This is a genomic window from Rheinheimera pacifica, assembly GCF_024809855.1.
Taxonomy (GTDB): Bacteria; Pseudomonadota; Gammaproteobacteria; order Enterobacterales; family Alteromonadaceae; genus Alishewanella; species Alishewanella pacifica_A.
Genome location: NZ_JANUEM010000006.1, coordinates 124249 through 138364, shown reverse-complemented (window position 1 = coordinate 138364; position 14116 = coordinate 124249). Strand labels below are relative to the sequence as shown.

General features: G+C 49.0%; 14 protein-coding genes. 6 read left to right on the top strand and 8 right to left on the bottom strand.

Annotated features, from left to right (window positions below; all coding sequences use genetic code 11):
* Positions 1 to 155: 155 nt before the first annotated feature.
* Positions 156 to 923, top strand: a complete 768-nt coding sequence (locus M2404_RS10445; RefSeq protein ID WP_215397049.1) for a class II glutamine amidotransferase — start codon at positions 156 to 158, stop codon at positions 921 to 923.
* Here M2404_RS10445 and M2404_RS10440 read toward each other — a convergent pair.
* The 8 genes from M2404_RS10440 to M2404_RS10405 all read right to left on the bottom strand — a co-directional run bounded on the left by M2404_RS10440 (position 902) and on the right by M2404_RS10405 (position 7365).
* Positions 902 to 1654, bottom strand: coding sequence for a DUF3108 domain-containing protein (locus M2404_RS10440; RefSeq protein WP_259239670.1), 753 nt, complete (start codon positions 1652 to 1654; stop codon positions 902 to 904). The two genes, M2404_RS10445 and M2404_RS10440, sit on opposite strands and share 22 nt — an antisense overlap.
* A complete protein-coding gene (gene purN / locus M2404_RS10435) occupies positions 1635 to 2285 on the bottom strand; it encodes a phosphoribosylglycinamide formyltransferase (RefSeq protein ID WP_259239669.1) in 651 nt (216 codons plus the stop codon). The genes M2404_RS10440 and purN overlap by 20 nt, the downstream gene beginning before the upstream one ends.
* 8 nt (positions 2286 to 2293) lie before the next feature.
* On the bottom strand, positions 2294 to 3337 hold the full coding sequence (gene purM / locus M2404_RS10430) for a phosphoribosylformylglycinamidine cyclo-ligase (RefSeq protein ID WP_259239668.1): 1044 nt from the start codon (positions 3335 to 3337) through the stop codon (positions 2294 to 2296).
* Positions 3338 to 3415: 78 nt separating this feature from the next.
* A complete protein-coding gene (locus M2404_RS10425; RefSeq protein WP_259239667.1) occupies positions 3416 to 3823 on the bottom strand; it encodes a hypothetical protein in 408 nt (135 codons plus the stop codon).
* Positions 3824 to 3832: 9 nt separating this feature from the next.
* The gene (locus M2404_RS10420) at positions 3833 to 4729 is read right to left on the bottom strand and encodes a LysR family transcriptional regulator (RefSeq protein ID WP_259239666.1); all 897 of its coding nucleotides are present in this window, start codon (positions 4727 to 4729) and stop codon (positions 3833 to 3835) included.
* Between the two features lie 23 nt (positions 4730 to 4752).
* A complete protein-coding gene (gene cmoB, locus M2404_RS10415) occupies positions 4753 to 5718 on the bottom strand; it encodes a tRNA 5-methoxyuridine(34)/uridine 5-oxyacetic acid(34) synthase CmoB (RefSeq protein ID WP_259239665.1) in 966 nt (321 codons plus the stop codon).
* A gap of 25 nt (positions 5719 to 5743) precedes the next feature.
* Positions 5744 to 6469 carry a carboxy-S-adenosyl-L-methionine synthase CmoA gene (cmoA, locus tag M2404_RS10410; RefSeq protein WP_259239664.1) on the bottom strand — a complete coding sequence of 242 codons (726 nt, stop codon included), beginning with the start codon at positions 6467 to 6469 and terminating at the stop codon, positions 5744 to 5746.
* Between the two features lie 59 nt (positions 6470 to 6528).
* The gene (locus M2404_RS10405) at positions 6529 to 7365 is read right to left on the bottom strand and encodes a DUF72 domain-containing protein (protein ID WP_259239663.1); all 837 of its coding nucleotides are present in this window, start codon (positions 7363 to 7365) and stop codon (positions 6529 to 6531) included.
* Between the two features lie 66 nt (positions 7366 to 7431).
* On the opposite strand from M2404_RS10405, the gene M2404_RS10400 reads away from it, so the two are divergent.
* The 5 genes from M2404_RS10400 (at position 7432) to ruvA (ending at position 14116) form a co-directional block, all read left to right on the top strand.
* Entirely contained in the window at positions 7432 to 10254 is a 2823-nt protein-coding gene (locus tag M2404_RS10400; RefSeq protein WP_259239662.1) for a transporter substrate-binding domain-containing protein, read from the top strand.
* Between the two features lie 83 nt (positions 10255 to 10337).
* Positions 10338 to 12116, top strand: a complete 1779-nt coding sequence (gene aspS / locus M2404_RS10395) for an aspartate--tRNA ligase (protein ID WP_259239661.1) — start codon at positions 10338 to 10340, stop codon at positions 12114 to 12116.
* Positions 12117 to 12179: 63 nt separating this feature from the next.
* Entirely contained in the window at positions 12180 to 12923 is a 744-nt protein-coding gene (locus M2404_RS10390; protein ID WP_259239660.1) for a YebC/PmpR family DNA-binding transcriptional regulator, read from the top strand.
* Between the two features lie 13 nt (positions 12924 to 12936).
* Positions 12937 to 13461, top strand: coding sequence for a crossover junction endodeoxyribonuclease RuvC (gene ruvC / locus M2404_RS10385; protein ID WP_215397060.1), 525 nt, complete (start codon positions 12937 to 12939; stop codon positions 13459 to 13461).
* 34 nt (positions 13462 to 13495) lie between these two features.
* Positions 13496 to 14116 carry a Holliday junction branch migration protein RuvA gene (gene ruvA, locus M2404_RS10380; protein ID WP_259239659.1) on the top strand — a complete coding sequence of 207 codons (621 nt, stop codon included), beginning with the start codon at positions 13496 to 13498 and terminating at the stop codon, positions 14114 to 14116.

The window sequence follows — 14116 nt, the reverse complement described above, 5'->3', positions numbered from 1 at the left end:
GGTTAAGAGTAAAACGCTTTAACTAAAGTTGCAAGCCTAAAAGCGGCTGTTGCATAAAGTCATTGTCAACTTCAGCCACAACTCTTACGCTACTACGTTTAAGCATAGCCTTTTGGCTTGGTTTCGCTGCAGCACTTTTTCAGCTAAGGACGCATATGTGTGAATTACTGGGCATGTCGGCCAATGTGCCAACTGATATTTGCTTTAGCTTTAAAGGCTTAAAAGAGCGGGGGGGGCGTACCGGCCCGCATAAAGATGGCTGGGGTGTGGCCTTTTATGAAAATAAAGGGGTGTGTACTTTTAAAGATGCCTTGCCAAGTTATCAGTCAGAAATTGCCCGGCTGGTGTCGGATTATCCGATCAAGAGCAAGGCGGTTATTGCGCATGTACGCCAGGCAAACCGTGGCCGGGTGGCGCTGGAAAATACCCATCCGTTTACGCGCGAGTTATGGGGCCGCTATTGGACTTATGCCCACAATGGCCAGCTAAGTGGCTACCAGCAATTGCCGGTAGCACGCTTTGTGCCGGTGGGAACCACAGACAGCGAGCGGGCGTTTTGTTATTTACTCAGCGAACTGGACAAAAAATATCCGCAGAAGCCGCCAGGCCGTAAAGCGGCATTTAAGTTTATCCAGCGTAAATGTAAAGAGCTGCAAAAGCTGGGCGTATTTAATATGTTGCTGACCGATGGTGAGTACTTATTAACCTATTGCACCACCAAACTGCACTGGATCACCCGGCGGGCGCCTTTTGGCATTGCCCGGTTGTCGGATGTTGATGTGGATATTGATTTTAGCCGTGAAACCACACCGGATGATGTGGTAACGATTATTGCCACTGAACCGCTAACTAATAATGAACAATGGCATAAGATGGCTGCAGGGGAGAGCCAGCTGTTTCGCTATGGTGAACCGCTGGCCTGAACAGAGGGCGTCAGGTCAAGTTTGTGCAACTGCACGTCGAATTGCTCGACGTTGTCTTCACCACGCCATAAACGCACCAGCATGTAATCAAGCTCTGGTGCTACCCAGGCGTAGATCTGTTTATCGCTGTTTTCTTCAATCCGGGCGATACGTAAGGTTTTAATATTACCGTAAGGCAGCGGCAGCATTTCTTCAGCTACCACTTTATAGTGATAAGGCTTGCTGTCACCATGGCGGTTTAACACATTGTAAGTAAATTCAGTTTTACCGGCACGCAAGTCCAGCACCAGCTGTAGCTGATAGCTTATCTGATCCAGCCAGTCGTTTTGCCACTCAGTGGCTTTAGGTTTACGCGCTTTGCCTTCGCTTAGTACTTTGGTAGCAGGATCGAGGTTTAGCTCGTAGTAGCGGTTGGGTCCGGTGCCAGAGCGTGTCATCACATAACGCAGCGGCTGAATAGCACCATCGGTTACGGTAAAGTCAGATATTTCCTGGCGTTTATCAGAGAATATCATCCAACTGATATCACTGCTGTAACCCAGCTGATAGCCTTGTTCTGTGGTTTTTAAATAGCGGTTGGCTTCGCCATGTTTTTTACCCGCCCGATAGACAATGTAGTCGGCGTTAAAACTGCTTAACGGTACGGTTTCAGCGCTCGCTGCGCTGCAAAAGAGTGTAGCTATTACAACAAAAGGCGCCCATAAGCGCCAGTTAGTCTTCGTCTTCATCATTGGCATAACCGTTGGCTGCTAATACATTGCCATCTAACCATGCCTGATCTGAATGCTGTTGTAAACGGTTTTGGCAAAACCAGCGAACCACCAGCGGATAAATACGGTGTTCCTGTTCATGTACCCGCTCTGCGAGGCTTTGGGCGTCGTCATCGGCAAATACCGGCACTTTAGCTTGTAAAATAACCGGGCCGCCATCAAGCTGTTCGGTAACAAAATGCACGCTGCAACCATGCTCGCTATCTCCGGCATCAATAGCACGCTGGTGTGTTGTCAGCCCCTGATATTTAGGTAACAGCGAAGGGTGGATATTAAGTAACCGGCCACTGAAATGTTGTACAAAAGCCGGTGTAAGAATGCGCATAAAGCCGGCTAATATGACCAAATCGGGTTTATGCTGATCTATCGCATCAGCTAACGCCAGATCGTACTTGTCGCGGCTGGCATAACTTTTGTGGCTAAGTACCTGCGTACTGATGCCAGCTTCGCCCGCCCGCACCAGTCCGTAGGCATTAGCTTTATTTGATATCACAGCACTGACTTTACCAGGGATAAAACCACTGCTGCAGGCGTCAATAATGGCCTGCAGGTTTGACCCGCTGCCGGAAATCAGTACTACGATAGATTTCATCGGTTGCCTTATTCGTTAATAATAACCAGCTCATCGCCTGCCGTAGCAGACTGAATTTCACCCAGATGCCATACTGTTTCACCGGCATCACGCAGTATGCTGATGGCCTGTTGCAGTTTGTCCTGTGGCACAACCACCAACATACCTACACCACAGTTAAAGGTGCGGTACATTTCATGGCGGCTGATATTGCCCTGCTGTTGCAGCCAGTTGAAAATGGCTGGCCACTGCCAGCTTTTGCCATCGATAACGGCTTTGGTATTTTCCGGTAATACCCGTGGAATATTTTCCCAGAAGCCACCACCGGTAATATGACACAGCGCATGTACCGGTACCTGTTTAAACAGGTTAAGCAGGTTTTTCACATAAATACGGGTGGGCTCCAGCAGATGATCGGCAAGGGATTTTCCTTCAAGCGGGGTGTCCGGGCTTTGGCCGCTAACTTCCAGCACTTTACGGATTAACGAAAAACCATTGGAGTGTGGGCCGGAAGATGCCATGGCAATTAACTGATCGCCCGGTTTTACTTTACTGCCGTCGATAATGTCTGCTTTTTCCACCACACCAACACAGAAACCGGCAATATCATAATCTTCGCCGTGATACATGCCCGGCATTTCGGCGGTTTCGCCACCAACCAGTGAACAACCCGACTGATAACAACCCTCAGCAATACCGTTTACTACAGCCGATGCGGTGTCGACATCCAGTTTGCCGGTGGCGTAATAATCGAGGAAAAACAGCGGTTCAGCACCTTGTACTACCAGATCGTTAACACACATGGCGACTAAATCAATACCCACGCCGTCATGACGTTTTAAGTCCATGGCCAGCCGCAGTTTGGTGCCTACACCGTCAGTACCGGATACCAGTACCGGTTCTTTATAACCGGCCGGAATTTGGCACAGTGCGCCAAAACCACCTAAACCACCCATAACTTCAGGGCGACGTGTGCGTTTGACTGCGCCTTTAATCCGCTCAACTAACGCATTACCTGCGTCAATATCAACTCCGGCGTCTTTGTAGCTTAACGATGTTTTCTGCTCGCTCACGGCAATCCTCGAATGACTGAAAGTGGAAAGGCTAAAAATTGGCGGCATTTTACCTGCTTAACGCCGCCGACAAAAGCCTTACTGCATAGCATTTGCCATAGCTTGCTTTACATAATCATATAAACTGATGCTGTTATCGCGGGTGATTTTGTGATAACACACTGACGCAAATGGAAATTCTTTGTCATTCAGCCGTATATAAACAAAAGGGGCGTCACTATCGGTCTGATCATGCTGCCAGTGCCCTCCAACATTGGCGATAAATAACTCACCAATATAAGCACCGATTATATTACATAATGTAAACACCAGTTCCGCTGAATGACGTTGCTTTTGCTCCCGGCTGTTTAATTCGCTTAGCAATATATCAATGTGCTGCAGGCTGTCTATGCTGTGATCCAGCGCCAGATTGTGTTCTTCTCTGGCATAGTTTACCGCGTCTGCGGCCGCGCCCTGCATTAAGTTATTCAGTTCTTGTTGTTGCATAAAATTGCCTCAGGATTTTTGATGGGCAGCCAGAATTAACTGGCGTAATTGTTTACTGCCGGGGCCCAGGGTTTCTTCTTTGGGGGCTACCAGCGATATGGTTGCCATACGCTCGCTGCTTTGGTTCAGGCTAAGTTGCACCAGAGTGCCACGGGTAATGTAGTCTGTCACCATAAAATCCGGCAGCCAGCAAAAGCCTAAGCCCAGTTGCAAAATTTCTATTGCTTCAAAAAAGTTATCTACCGTCCAGCGTTGTTCTGCCCGCAGCCAACCGATATTTTCCTGCGGTTTTTGTGCGGTATCACGGATCACCAGTTGCAAATGCTGGCTCAGTTCGTTCTGGTCGATCTGGTTTGCTGTGGCCAGCGGATTATGGCTGCCGGTGACCGGAATAAAGCGGATATGACATAAATGCTCACCTAAATAGCCTTTGGGAATAACGGCCGAGGCTGCTATGACCAGATCGGCCCGCTTTTGCAGGATCATTTCTGCGGTACCGGTAATAACGCAATCGATAAGCTGAATACGGCTACCACGGCTAAGCGGATAAAAAGCAGCGAGGGCTTCATTTAAAAAACGGCGCGGGTAGGCCAGTTCTACCGCAATACGGATTTCCGGCTCCCAGCCCTGGTCGATATTGGCGGCCAGCAATTCTAAATCTTCTACTTGCTGTGTCAGTAACCTTGAGCGGCGCAGCATCACTTCACCGGCTTCTGTCAGATAAGCTTTGCGGCCGCGAACTTCCAGTAGCTCAACACCAAGTTGGTTTTGCAATTTCGCGACGGCATGGTTGAGTGATGACTGGCTTTTATTTAACAGTTCAGCGGCCTGAGCGTAGCCGCCGGCATCGACCACTGCCTGCAGTATACGCCATTGCTCCAGAGTTGAACGTGGACGGTAGGGCATGACGGGCGTGTGCTCCTGTGGCGTTAAACGTTGGCGACAATCACTGCCCTTAGCGGTGCCGGATAGCCTTCTATGGTTTTACTATGATCAGTTGCATCAAGAAAATCAATTAAACTTTCGTTTTCCATCCAGTCGGTTTTGCGCTGCTCGTCCAGCGTAGTGCGGTTTAAATCGGCCAGCCTTACATTGTCAAAACCCAGCCGTTGCAGCCAGTGCGTTAGGGCAGCTACGCTGGGAATAAACCAGACATTGCGCATTTTGGCATACCGCTCACCAGGTACCAGTACCGTATGTTCATCGCCTTCTACTACCAGGGTCTCCAACACTAACTCGCCACCAGGGCGCAGCTGGTTTTTCAGCTGTTGCAGAAAATCCAGCGGTGAACGGCGGTGGTACAATACCCCCATTGAGAAGACGGTATCAAACTGCTTAAGTGCCGGCATCTCGTCTATCCCGATCGGGATAAGATTGACCGCAGGGTCGGCGTTAAAATGTTTAATTGCCTGAAACTGGGCATAAAACAGCTGCGACGGGTCAATGCCCACAACAAATTTTGCGCCTTCGCCGCGCATACGCCACAGGTGATAACCACTGCCACAGCCCACATCCAGCACAGTGCGTTTTGCCAGCGGTGCAATATGCGGCAGCACCCGGTCCCATTTAAAATCAGAGCGCCACTCGGTATCAATATCAATACCATGAATACTAAACGGGCCTTTACGCCAGGGTTTTAACTGCTGCAGCAAGTAACGGATTTGCTGCGCTTCACCGCTGCTAATATCGTCTGCGTTGCCAAACTGCACCGAAGTTTTTAGCTCAATCGTGCCGGGTGTGGTGGTTGGCAGATTGCTGATTACCTTTTGCCACTGCTTAAAATCGCCATGGAGGGCGTCTTTACTCCAGCTTGCCAGCTGCGCCGGTAACGTCTGCAGCCAGCTGTGCAGTTTATTGGTTGCCAATTGGGCATAAAAGGGCGTGAAATCGAGCATAGCTAACCTTATATAAGAGTAACGATTATTTAATCGCAACCATTGAGCAGAAATTAAAACACTGAAACCATAGTGTCTGGCTGGTAAAACCGGCTTGTTGCAAGCGTTGCTGGTGCTCCGCCAGAGTGTCGGGTTTCATTACGTTTTCCAGCGCACTGCGTTTTTGGCTGATTTCCAGCTCGCTGTAGCCGTTAGCGCGTTTAAAGTCGTGATGTAGCTCTACCAGCAAGTCGTTTGTAACGGGCTCGTGGTTGATAAACTTTTCCGACAAAATCAGTAAACCGCCGGGTTTTAAACCCTGATAAACGCGGTTAATCAGAGTATTACGATCTTCTTTTGGTAAAAACTGCAGGGTAAAGTTAATTACCACTATGGCGGCTTGTTCAATGGGTTGCTGGCGGATATCTGCCAGTTTTACCTCAACTGGTATATCAGAGCGAAACGCCTGCAAATGTCGCTCGCAGCGCTCTACCATGGCGCTGCTGTTATCTACCGCAATAATACGGCTGTTAGCTGCAGTGATATTACGCCGCATGGCCAGAGTTGCAGCGCCTAAAGAACAACCGAGATCATAGTAATTGCTGTCAGCCTGTTGAAAACGGCCGCTTAGTTTGCCAATGGTTTGGATAATAGTTTGATAGCCGGGCACAGAGCGCTGGATCATGTCGGGGAATACATCAGCAACCTGATCGTCAAAACGAAAATCCTGAATATGAGCCAGTGGCTCGGCGAAAATGGCATCTTTTTGCATAAAAACGTGTCGGTAGGAAGCAGTATAAGTGGCGCTATTTTACCTTAAATACTGCAAAACTACAGCAAGCTGAATTGTTGCTCGCCGGGCCAGGGTTCCAGACAGCTGTGAGGATAAGCTAAATCCTGTGCAAACTGGCGACACAGTTGCGGCGCTAAATGGTTATCCGGCGTATGGAAAAAGCAAAACGGGCTTTTGCCTTCATCGAGCCATTGCTGCACTTTAGTAAGCCATGGCTGATAAAACTGCCGGTTTACGGCCATATCATCGGTGCCGATAAACCTTAGCACCGGCGTTTGGCTGAAACTTATCGCATGTACCGGCACCCGTGGTTTTTTGGCCTGTGCATCAATTAATGCCTGATTGGTTGCCGGCACTGAAAATAAGGCTCTGCTGTCAATTACTACGCGCTCGGCTTGATAGTGCTGCAACATTTTGTGCAGTTGAATTTCATATTGGCCTTTGTCAAAAAAGGCCGGATGCCGTACTTCCAGTGCACAGCGACACTGTTGGCCAATCTGTTCAACCAGTGTACTGATATGAGCAAAATCGGCCGGGCCTGTACGGGCAGGCAGTTGCAAATGCACCAGTGCCAGCTTCTGACCAAGTATTGCCATACGTTTAAGCCAGTCAGCCAACTGCAGCAGGCTGTCTGCAGCACCGTGATGGCTGATGCGCTGCGGCACTTTCAGGACAAAACGGTAGTGTTCTGGCGTGTCTTGCTGCCAGCGTTTTAAGGTATCATCTGATGGATCAGCATAAAAGGTGGTGTTGCCTTCGGCACTGTTAAAATAACGGGCATATTGCGGCAAAAAGTCGGTTGCTTTGGCGTCCACAGTGTAGATAGTATTTTTCCATTTTGGGTTAGCCCATACCGGGCAGCCGAGATATAACATAGCTAACTTGACCTTATTACCGTGGCGGCGTACAACTAACAGACTAAGGCTGGGAAGCATAACATAATGATTGGTAAATCTATCTTTGCTTTGTTACTGATGTTTGCGCTGGCACAGACTTATGCGTCTGAAACCGGCTTGCCGGCAAGGTTGCAGGTGGCATTAAGTGCAGACACTTATCCTTATATGTTTACCAATGCTGAAGGTGAGGTGGCCGGGCTGGCAGTTGATTACTGGCGCGAAGTAGGGCGCCGGGAAAACATTCAGATAGACTTTATTGCTGCTGATTGGCCTGACACATTAAAACTGTTACGACAAGGCGATGTACAGTTACACGGGGCTATGGCCAGTACGCCGGAACGTAAAGCGATGTTTAAGCTAACAGAGCTTAATGTAGATGCATTTAGCAATATCTATGTAATGCGTGATTTAACCGGTGTTAATTCCTTAACAGATCTGCAGCCCTTTGTGATCGGTGTGGTAGAAAATACCGGCCATCTGGCGGCGTTAAAACAACAGTTGCCGCAGGGTAACTTTATGTATTTTCCCAATATTACGGCGTTGTATCAGGCTGCTCTGGATGGAAAAGTTGCTGCTTTCACCAGCCTGGACAGGCTTCCTACTTATGATCCCCGCTATGAAGAACTTAATCGTAAGTTTCCTTTGTTCCGCCGTATTGCTTTGCGCAAGATGGAGCTGGTATATGCTGTGATGCCAGCCAATCAACAACTGGCGCAGCAATTGGCTGCTGCTACTGCGCGGCTTAACCGTAGCTTTATTGATGAGTTGGAAAGACGCTGGCTGGGCACGCCTGCTGAGCAGGATACCTTATTGCTTGGTGTGTCTATTGATAACCAGCCGTATATGCATGTCTCGCTGCAGGGCGAGGCGCAAGGGCTGTTTGTTGATATGTGGCAACAGTGGTCTGAACAAACCGGTACAAAAATCGCTTTTGTACCAGACACTTCATTCAATAATCTGAGTAACCTGCAAAAAGGCCGCATTGACGTAGTAGTCGCTTTTCCTGATAACAAAGGGCTACCCGACAATCTGCTGGATGCGCATCAGTTGTATAGTTTTAATTCAGAACTTTTCAGCCCGGCAAAATTGCAGCTAAAACAGTTAGATGATACCAGCATAGGTAAAGTGGGGGTGTTTGAAAATGCGCCTTATGTGGCGGAATTACAACTGCGCTACCCGCAACTGGAATTTGCCAGATATCGCACCCTGAACGAGATGCTGGATGCCTCCTTAAACGGAGAGTTACTGGGTTTTTTTGGTGCCTCAGCTACTATGCCAATGCGCTTGCAGCAATTAAATGTTTGGGACAGCTTTAACCGGCTGGAATCAAGCAGCGTTAATTCGCCGTTGTATAGCCTGGTCAGAGCGGATAAACCTGAATTGGCAGAGCATATCCGTCAGGGGTTTGCTGCATTGAAGCTGGATACGCTGATACAGGCAGAACAACGCTGGATCAGGGATCGGGCACAATATTATTTTGCGGCTTTTCGCGACAAAGTACCGCTATCGCTTAAAGAAGCCGACTGGCTGAGTAAGCATAATAAGCTACGTGTTGGTATGCTAAGTGACTGGGCTCCAATGGAATTTATAGACACAGATGGCAATCCGGCCGGTGTTACTGTTGATATGTTTAATTTGCTCAGCCAGCGGATGAACATTGATTTTGATATCAGTATGTATAGCCAGTTCGACGTTATGCTGGCTGATTTACAGCAGAAAAAACTCGATCTTATTGCTAACGTTTCACAGCTGGAAGACCGTAAAAGTTATGCGGTCTTCAGCGACGAGTTCTGGTCAATACAATGGGTGGCTATCAGCCGGGGAGATGTTGCAACAGTGCTCAGTACCTCTGATCTGAATGGCAAGCGGGTGGCAATATATAAAGACTATCAATTAGCTAAACATCTTAATGACGTTTATCCACAAATTGATGTAAAGCCAGTGGTTGATCTGCGTCGGGCACTGGATCTTTTACTGCAACATGAAGTTGATTTTGTTATCGATTCTGTTGAGGCCGCCAGCGAAATGTTGCGCCAAACAGGTTATATGTATCTGCGCGTGCAGGTGCTGGATGATCTGCCGTCTTACCCGTCGTTAATTGCCGTACGCAATGACTACCAGCCATTAATAGAGATCCTCAACAAGGGGCTGCGCAGCATTGGCCAGGCAGAGCGGCAGCATTTGTATCAAAAGTGGTTTAGCTTTCAGATAACGCAGGGTATTAACAAAGCGCAATTTAACCGCATGATGTGGCAAATTGGTGGTGTGGCATTGGCGTTGCTGACATTTTTTGTGATTTGGAATTTGTCGTTGCGCAAAGAAGTGCGGTTGCGCCGGCAAGCTGAACAAAAAATGCGTTTTATGGCCACACATGATGATTTAACGCAGCTTCCTAATCGCGGGCTGATTAAAGAGCGGATAGAGCAGGCATTGTTACAACATGCCCGGCACAATGAAATTCTGGCATTGTTATTTATCGATCTGGATGGTTTTAAAGAAGTAAACGATCTGTATGGCCATGATGTCGGCGATGAACTGCTGCTGAAACTTGCTTTGGTGCTCAAAGATGCAGTCAGAAAAAGCGATACGGTTGCCCGTTTTGGCGGCGATGAGTTTGTGGTGTTACTGACCGGCCTGCTTAGCCGTGAAGACGCCGCCATAGTGGCAGAAAAAATGCTGCATCGGCTAAGCCAGCCGGTAACCCTTTCGGTAGGTGAAGTTAGAGTTGGCGCCAGCATTGGTATTGCCATTTATCCCGATGATGGTACCGATAGTGCCAAATTGCTGAAAGTAGCCGACAGCCTGATGTACCGGGTTAAGCAGCAGGGTAAAAACCAGTACTGTTTTTCCAGAGCGGTGTTTTCGTAAGCGGGCAGTGACATTAGGCGTCATTTCTATATAATTAGCCGTCATTTTAGTACCGCTGATTAGTAAGGTAGAAGGAAGGTTTAATGCGTAGCCATTATTGCGGTTTATTAACCGCACAACATGTTGGGCAACAAGTGTCTTTATGCGGCTGGGTTAACCGGCGCCGCGATCTGGGTGGTTTGATTTTCTTAGACCTGCGCGACCGTGAAGGCATGGTGCAGGTTGTTTGCGACCCGGATTTAAAAGACCTGTTTGACGTTGCCTACACACTGCGCAATGAATTCTGTATTCAGATTAAAGGCCAGGTACGGGCCCGGCCTGATTCGCAAATTAACAAAGATATGGCCACCGGCGAAGTGGAAGTGTATGCCAGTGAGTTGGTTATTCTTAATAAAGCTGCACCATTACCGCTGGACTCCAACCAGAACAACAGTGAAGAGCAGCGCTTAAAGTACCGTTACCTTGACCTGCGCCGGCCGCTGATGAGCGATCGGTTAAAGTTTCGCGCTAAAGTCACCAGCTTTGTGCGTAACTTTATGGACAGCAACGGTTTTATGGATGTTGAAACCCCTATTTTAACCAAAGCCACGCCGGAAGGCGCACGCGACTATTTAGTGCCCAGCCGCACACACAAAGGCCAGTTTTTTGCGTTGCCACAATCACCGCAGTTGTTTAAACAATTACTGATGATGTCAGGCTTGGATCGTTACTACCAGATCGTAAAATGTTTCCGCGATGAAGATTTACGTGCTGATCGCCAGCCGGAATTTACGCAGATCGATATTGAAACCTCGTTTATGAGCGCCGAGCAGGTCATGGAAGTGACTGAGCAGATGGTGCAACAGATGTTTAACCAGTTGCTGGGCATTGATTTAGGCAAGATGCCACGTATGCCATACTGGGAAGCCATGCGTCTGTATGGTTCAGACAAGCCGGATCTGCGTAACCCAATGCAGTTTGTCGATGTGGCCGACTTGCTCAAAGATGTTGAATTTAAAGTGTTCTCCGGCCCGGCCAACGACGCCAAAGGTCGTGTAGTGGCGCTAAAAGTGCCGGGCGCTGCCGAAAAAGTATCGCGTAAAGATATTGATAACTACACCAGTTTTGTTGGTATTTATGGTGCCAAAGGCTTAGCCTGGATGAAGGTTAATGATGTCACCGCAGGCGCGGAGGGCGTGCAATCACCGGTGGCCAAGTTTTTAACGCCAGATATTATCAGCACTATTATTGCGCGTACTGGTGCCAGCAACGGCGATTTAATTTTCTTCGGTGCCGACAGCTACAAAGTGGTCTGTGAAGCCATGGGCGCGCTGCGCTTAAAACTGGGTGAAGATTTAGGCATTACCCAGCCTGGCTGGAAGCCTCTGTGGGTAGTGGACTTCCCGATGTTTGAAGAAAACGACGATGGCAGCTTCTCTGCTGTGCATCACCCCTTTACGTCACCGCTGGACACGGCGGCGTTTTTAGATACCGCCAATAGTGAACTTGAGCTGGGTAAGTTGTTATCTAATGCCTACGACATGGTATTAAACGGTACCGAGCTGGGTGGCGGTTCGGTGCGTATTCATACTGCTGAAGTACAGGCGAAAGTGTTCACCTTGTTGGGGATCAGCGATGAAGAAGCGGCAGAGAAATTCGGCTTCCTGCTTGAAGCATTAAAATACGGTGCACCACCGCATGCCGGTTTGGCTTTTGGCCTGGACCGCCTGGTGATGTTAATGACTGGCGCTACGTCAATTCGTGATGTAATGGCATTCCCTAAAACCGCCACTGCGGCATGCCCGTTAACCGACGCCCCCGGCGCCGCTAACCCGGCGCAACTGGCAGAGCTGGGCATAGCTGTGGTTGCGAAAGCACAATAAGTTTTACCATTTTACCTGCAATACCGTGGCAGCAATTTTGCTGCCACAACTAAGGAGTAACTGATGGCCGGCCATAGTAAATGGGCGAACATGAAGCATCGCAAAGCCCGTCAGGATGCGAAAAAGAATAAAATTTTCACCAAAATTATCCGCGAGCTAACCGTAGCTGCCCGCTTAAACCCTGATATCAGCGCTAACCCGCGGCTACGTTTGGCGGTAGATAAAGCCCTGTCAGAAAATATGACCCGCGATACCATAGATCGCGCTATAAAGCGCGGTGCCGGTGCCAGCGAGGGTGAAAACTACGAAGAGTTAGTTTACGAAGGCTATGGCCCGAACGGCGTGGCGGTAATTGTTGAAACCATGACTGACAACCATAAACGTACCGTAGCTGATGTACGCCATGCGTTTACTAAAGCTGGCGGCAGCCTGGGCACCAGCGGCTCAGTAGCCTATTTATTCAGCCGCCGTGGCGTGCTGGTGTTTGCTCCCGGCATGGATGAAGACAGCTTGATGGAAGCGGCACTGAATGCTGGTGCCGAAGATATCCTAAGCCATGAAGATGGCAGCTTTGAAGTGCTGACAGCTGCTGAGCAGTTTAATGATGTGAAAGACGCGCTGGTAGCTGGCGGTTTTATGCCTGATAGCAGCGAAGTGACCTTAATACCTGCCACCCGCGCTGAGGTAGATGCTGATCATGTGGCGGCGTTTTTTAAACTGCTTGATCAGTTGGAAGACTCAGACGACGTGCAAAATGTGTATCACAATGCCGATATCAGTGACGAACTGATGGCCGAGCACGGTTAAGCGTGGCGCAATAGTGAATATTATTCTGGGTATTGACCCTGGCAGCCGCTTAACCGGTTATGGTGTAGTGCGCCAGGTAGGCATGAAATTCGAGTATGTCGCCAGCGGTTGTATCCGGCTTACCACTACTGATTTACTACCTGAGCGCTTGCTGGATATTTTCAATGGTGTCAGCGAAATTATCAGCCAAACCCGGCCAACTATTTTTGCTATTGAACAGGTGTTTATGGCGCGTAATGCCGACTCCGCGTTAAAACTGGGGCAGGCACGCGGTGCTGCCATTGTTGCTGCCAAACATGCCGGGCTTGAGGTGTACGAATACTCAGCGCGTCAGGTTAAGCAATCAGTGGTTGGCACCGGCGCTGCTGACAAAGCCCAGGTGCAGCATATGGTACGTACCTTACTCAAATTACCGGCTAACCCGCAGGCCGACGCCGCCGATGCGCTTGCAGTAGCCCTGTGTCATGGGCATACTCAGCAGAGTTTAATCAGTTTGGCTGGGCAGGCGCGTAAAACCGTGCGTGGCCGGTTACGCTAAGCAGATTTATCACCTTATTCTATAAGCAGACCTTATGATTGGACGTTTACGCGGTATTTTGCTGGAAAAGCAGGCGCCGGACTTATTAATAGAAGTGGCCGGTGTCGGCTATGAAGTACAGCTACCGCTGACCAGCTTTTATCAGCTACCGGCTATAGGTGTTGAAGCTACTATTTATACCCATTTTGTTGTACGTGAAGATGCGCAGTTGCTATACGGCTTTATTAATCAGGCTGAGCGCGCACTGTTTCGTCAACTTATTAAAGCCAACGGCGTCGGCCCCAAATTAGCGCTGACGATATTATCCGGTATGACCGCGCAGCAATTTGTGCGCTGTGTCCAACTTGACGATGTCAGCACCCTGGTGAAGTTACCGGGAGTGGGCAAAAAAACGGCAGAGCGTTTAGTGGTAGAAATGCGTGACCGGTTAAAAGACTGGGGCATAGCGCCCAACACGCCGGTTACCGATGGCTTAGTGTTGCAAGATGATGAAGCGGTTTTCAGCCCTGAGCAAAGTGCAGAGCAAGATGCAGCCAGCGCCTTGGTGTCGCTGGGTTACAGCCAGTTGCAAGCTGATAAAGCTGTACAAAAGACTAAACAAAGCGGAATGAGCAGTGAACAGCTTATTAAAGCAGCGCTGCGGAGCATGATGTAA

Coding starts and splice junctions, on each gene's coding strand:
- M2404_RS10440 (WP_259239670.1), bottom strand. CDS start 1,654: ATGATGAAGACGAAGACTAACTGGCGCTTATGGGCGCCTTTTGTTGTA.
- M2404_RS10390 (WP_259239660.1), top strand. CDS start 12,180: ATGGCCGGCCATAGTAAATGGGCGAACATGAAGCATCGCAAAGCCCGT.
- cmoB (WP_259239665.1), bottom strand. CDS start 5,718: ATGCTCGATTTCACGCCCTTTTATGCCCAATTGGCAACCAATAAACTG.
- purN (WP_259239669.1), bottom strand. CDS start 2,285: ATGAAATCTATCGTAGTACTGATTTCCGGCAGCGGGTCAAACCTGCAG.
- aspS (WP_259239661.1), top strand. CDS start 10,338: ATGCGTAGCCATTATTGCGGTTTATTAACCGCACAACATGTTGGGCAA.
- cmoA (WP_259239664.1), bottom strand. CDS start 6,469: ATGCAAAAAGATGCCATTTTCGCCGAGCCACTGGCTCATATTCAGGAT.
- M2404_RS10445 (WP_215397049.1), top strand. CDS start 156: ATGTGTGAATTACTGGGCATGTCGGCCAATGTGCCAACTGATATTTGC.
- M2404_RS10400 (WP_259239662.1), top strand. CDS start 7,432: ATGATTGGTAAATCTATCTTTGCTTTGTTACTGATGTTTGCGCTGGCA.
- M2404_RS10405 (WP_259239663.1), bottom strand. CDS start 7,365: ATGTTATATCTCGGCTGCCCGGTATGGGCTAACCCAAAATGGAAAAAT.
- ruvA (WP_259239659.1), top strand. CDS start 13,496: ATGATTGGACGTTTACGCGGTATTTTGCTGGAAAAGCAGGCGCCGGAC.
- M2404_RS10420 (WP_259239666.1), bottom strand. CDS start 4,729: ATGCCCTACCGTCCACGTTCAACTCTGGAGCAATGGCGTATACTGCAG.
- M2404_RS10425 (WP_259239667.1), bottom strand. CDS start 3,823: ATGCAACAACAAGAACTGAATAACTTAATGCAGGGCGCGGCCGCAGAC.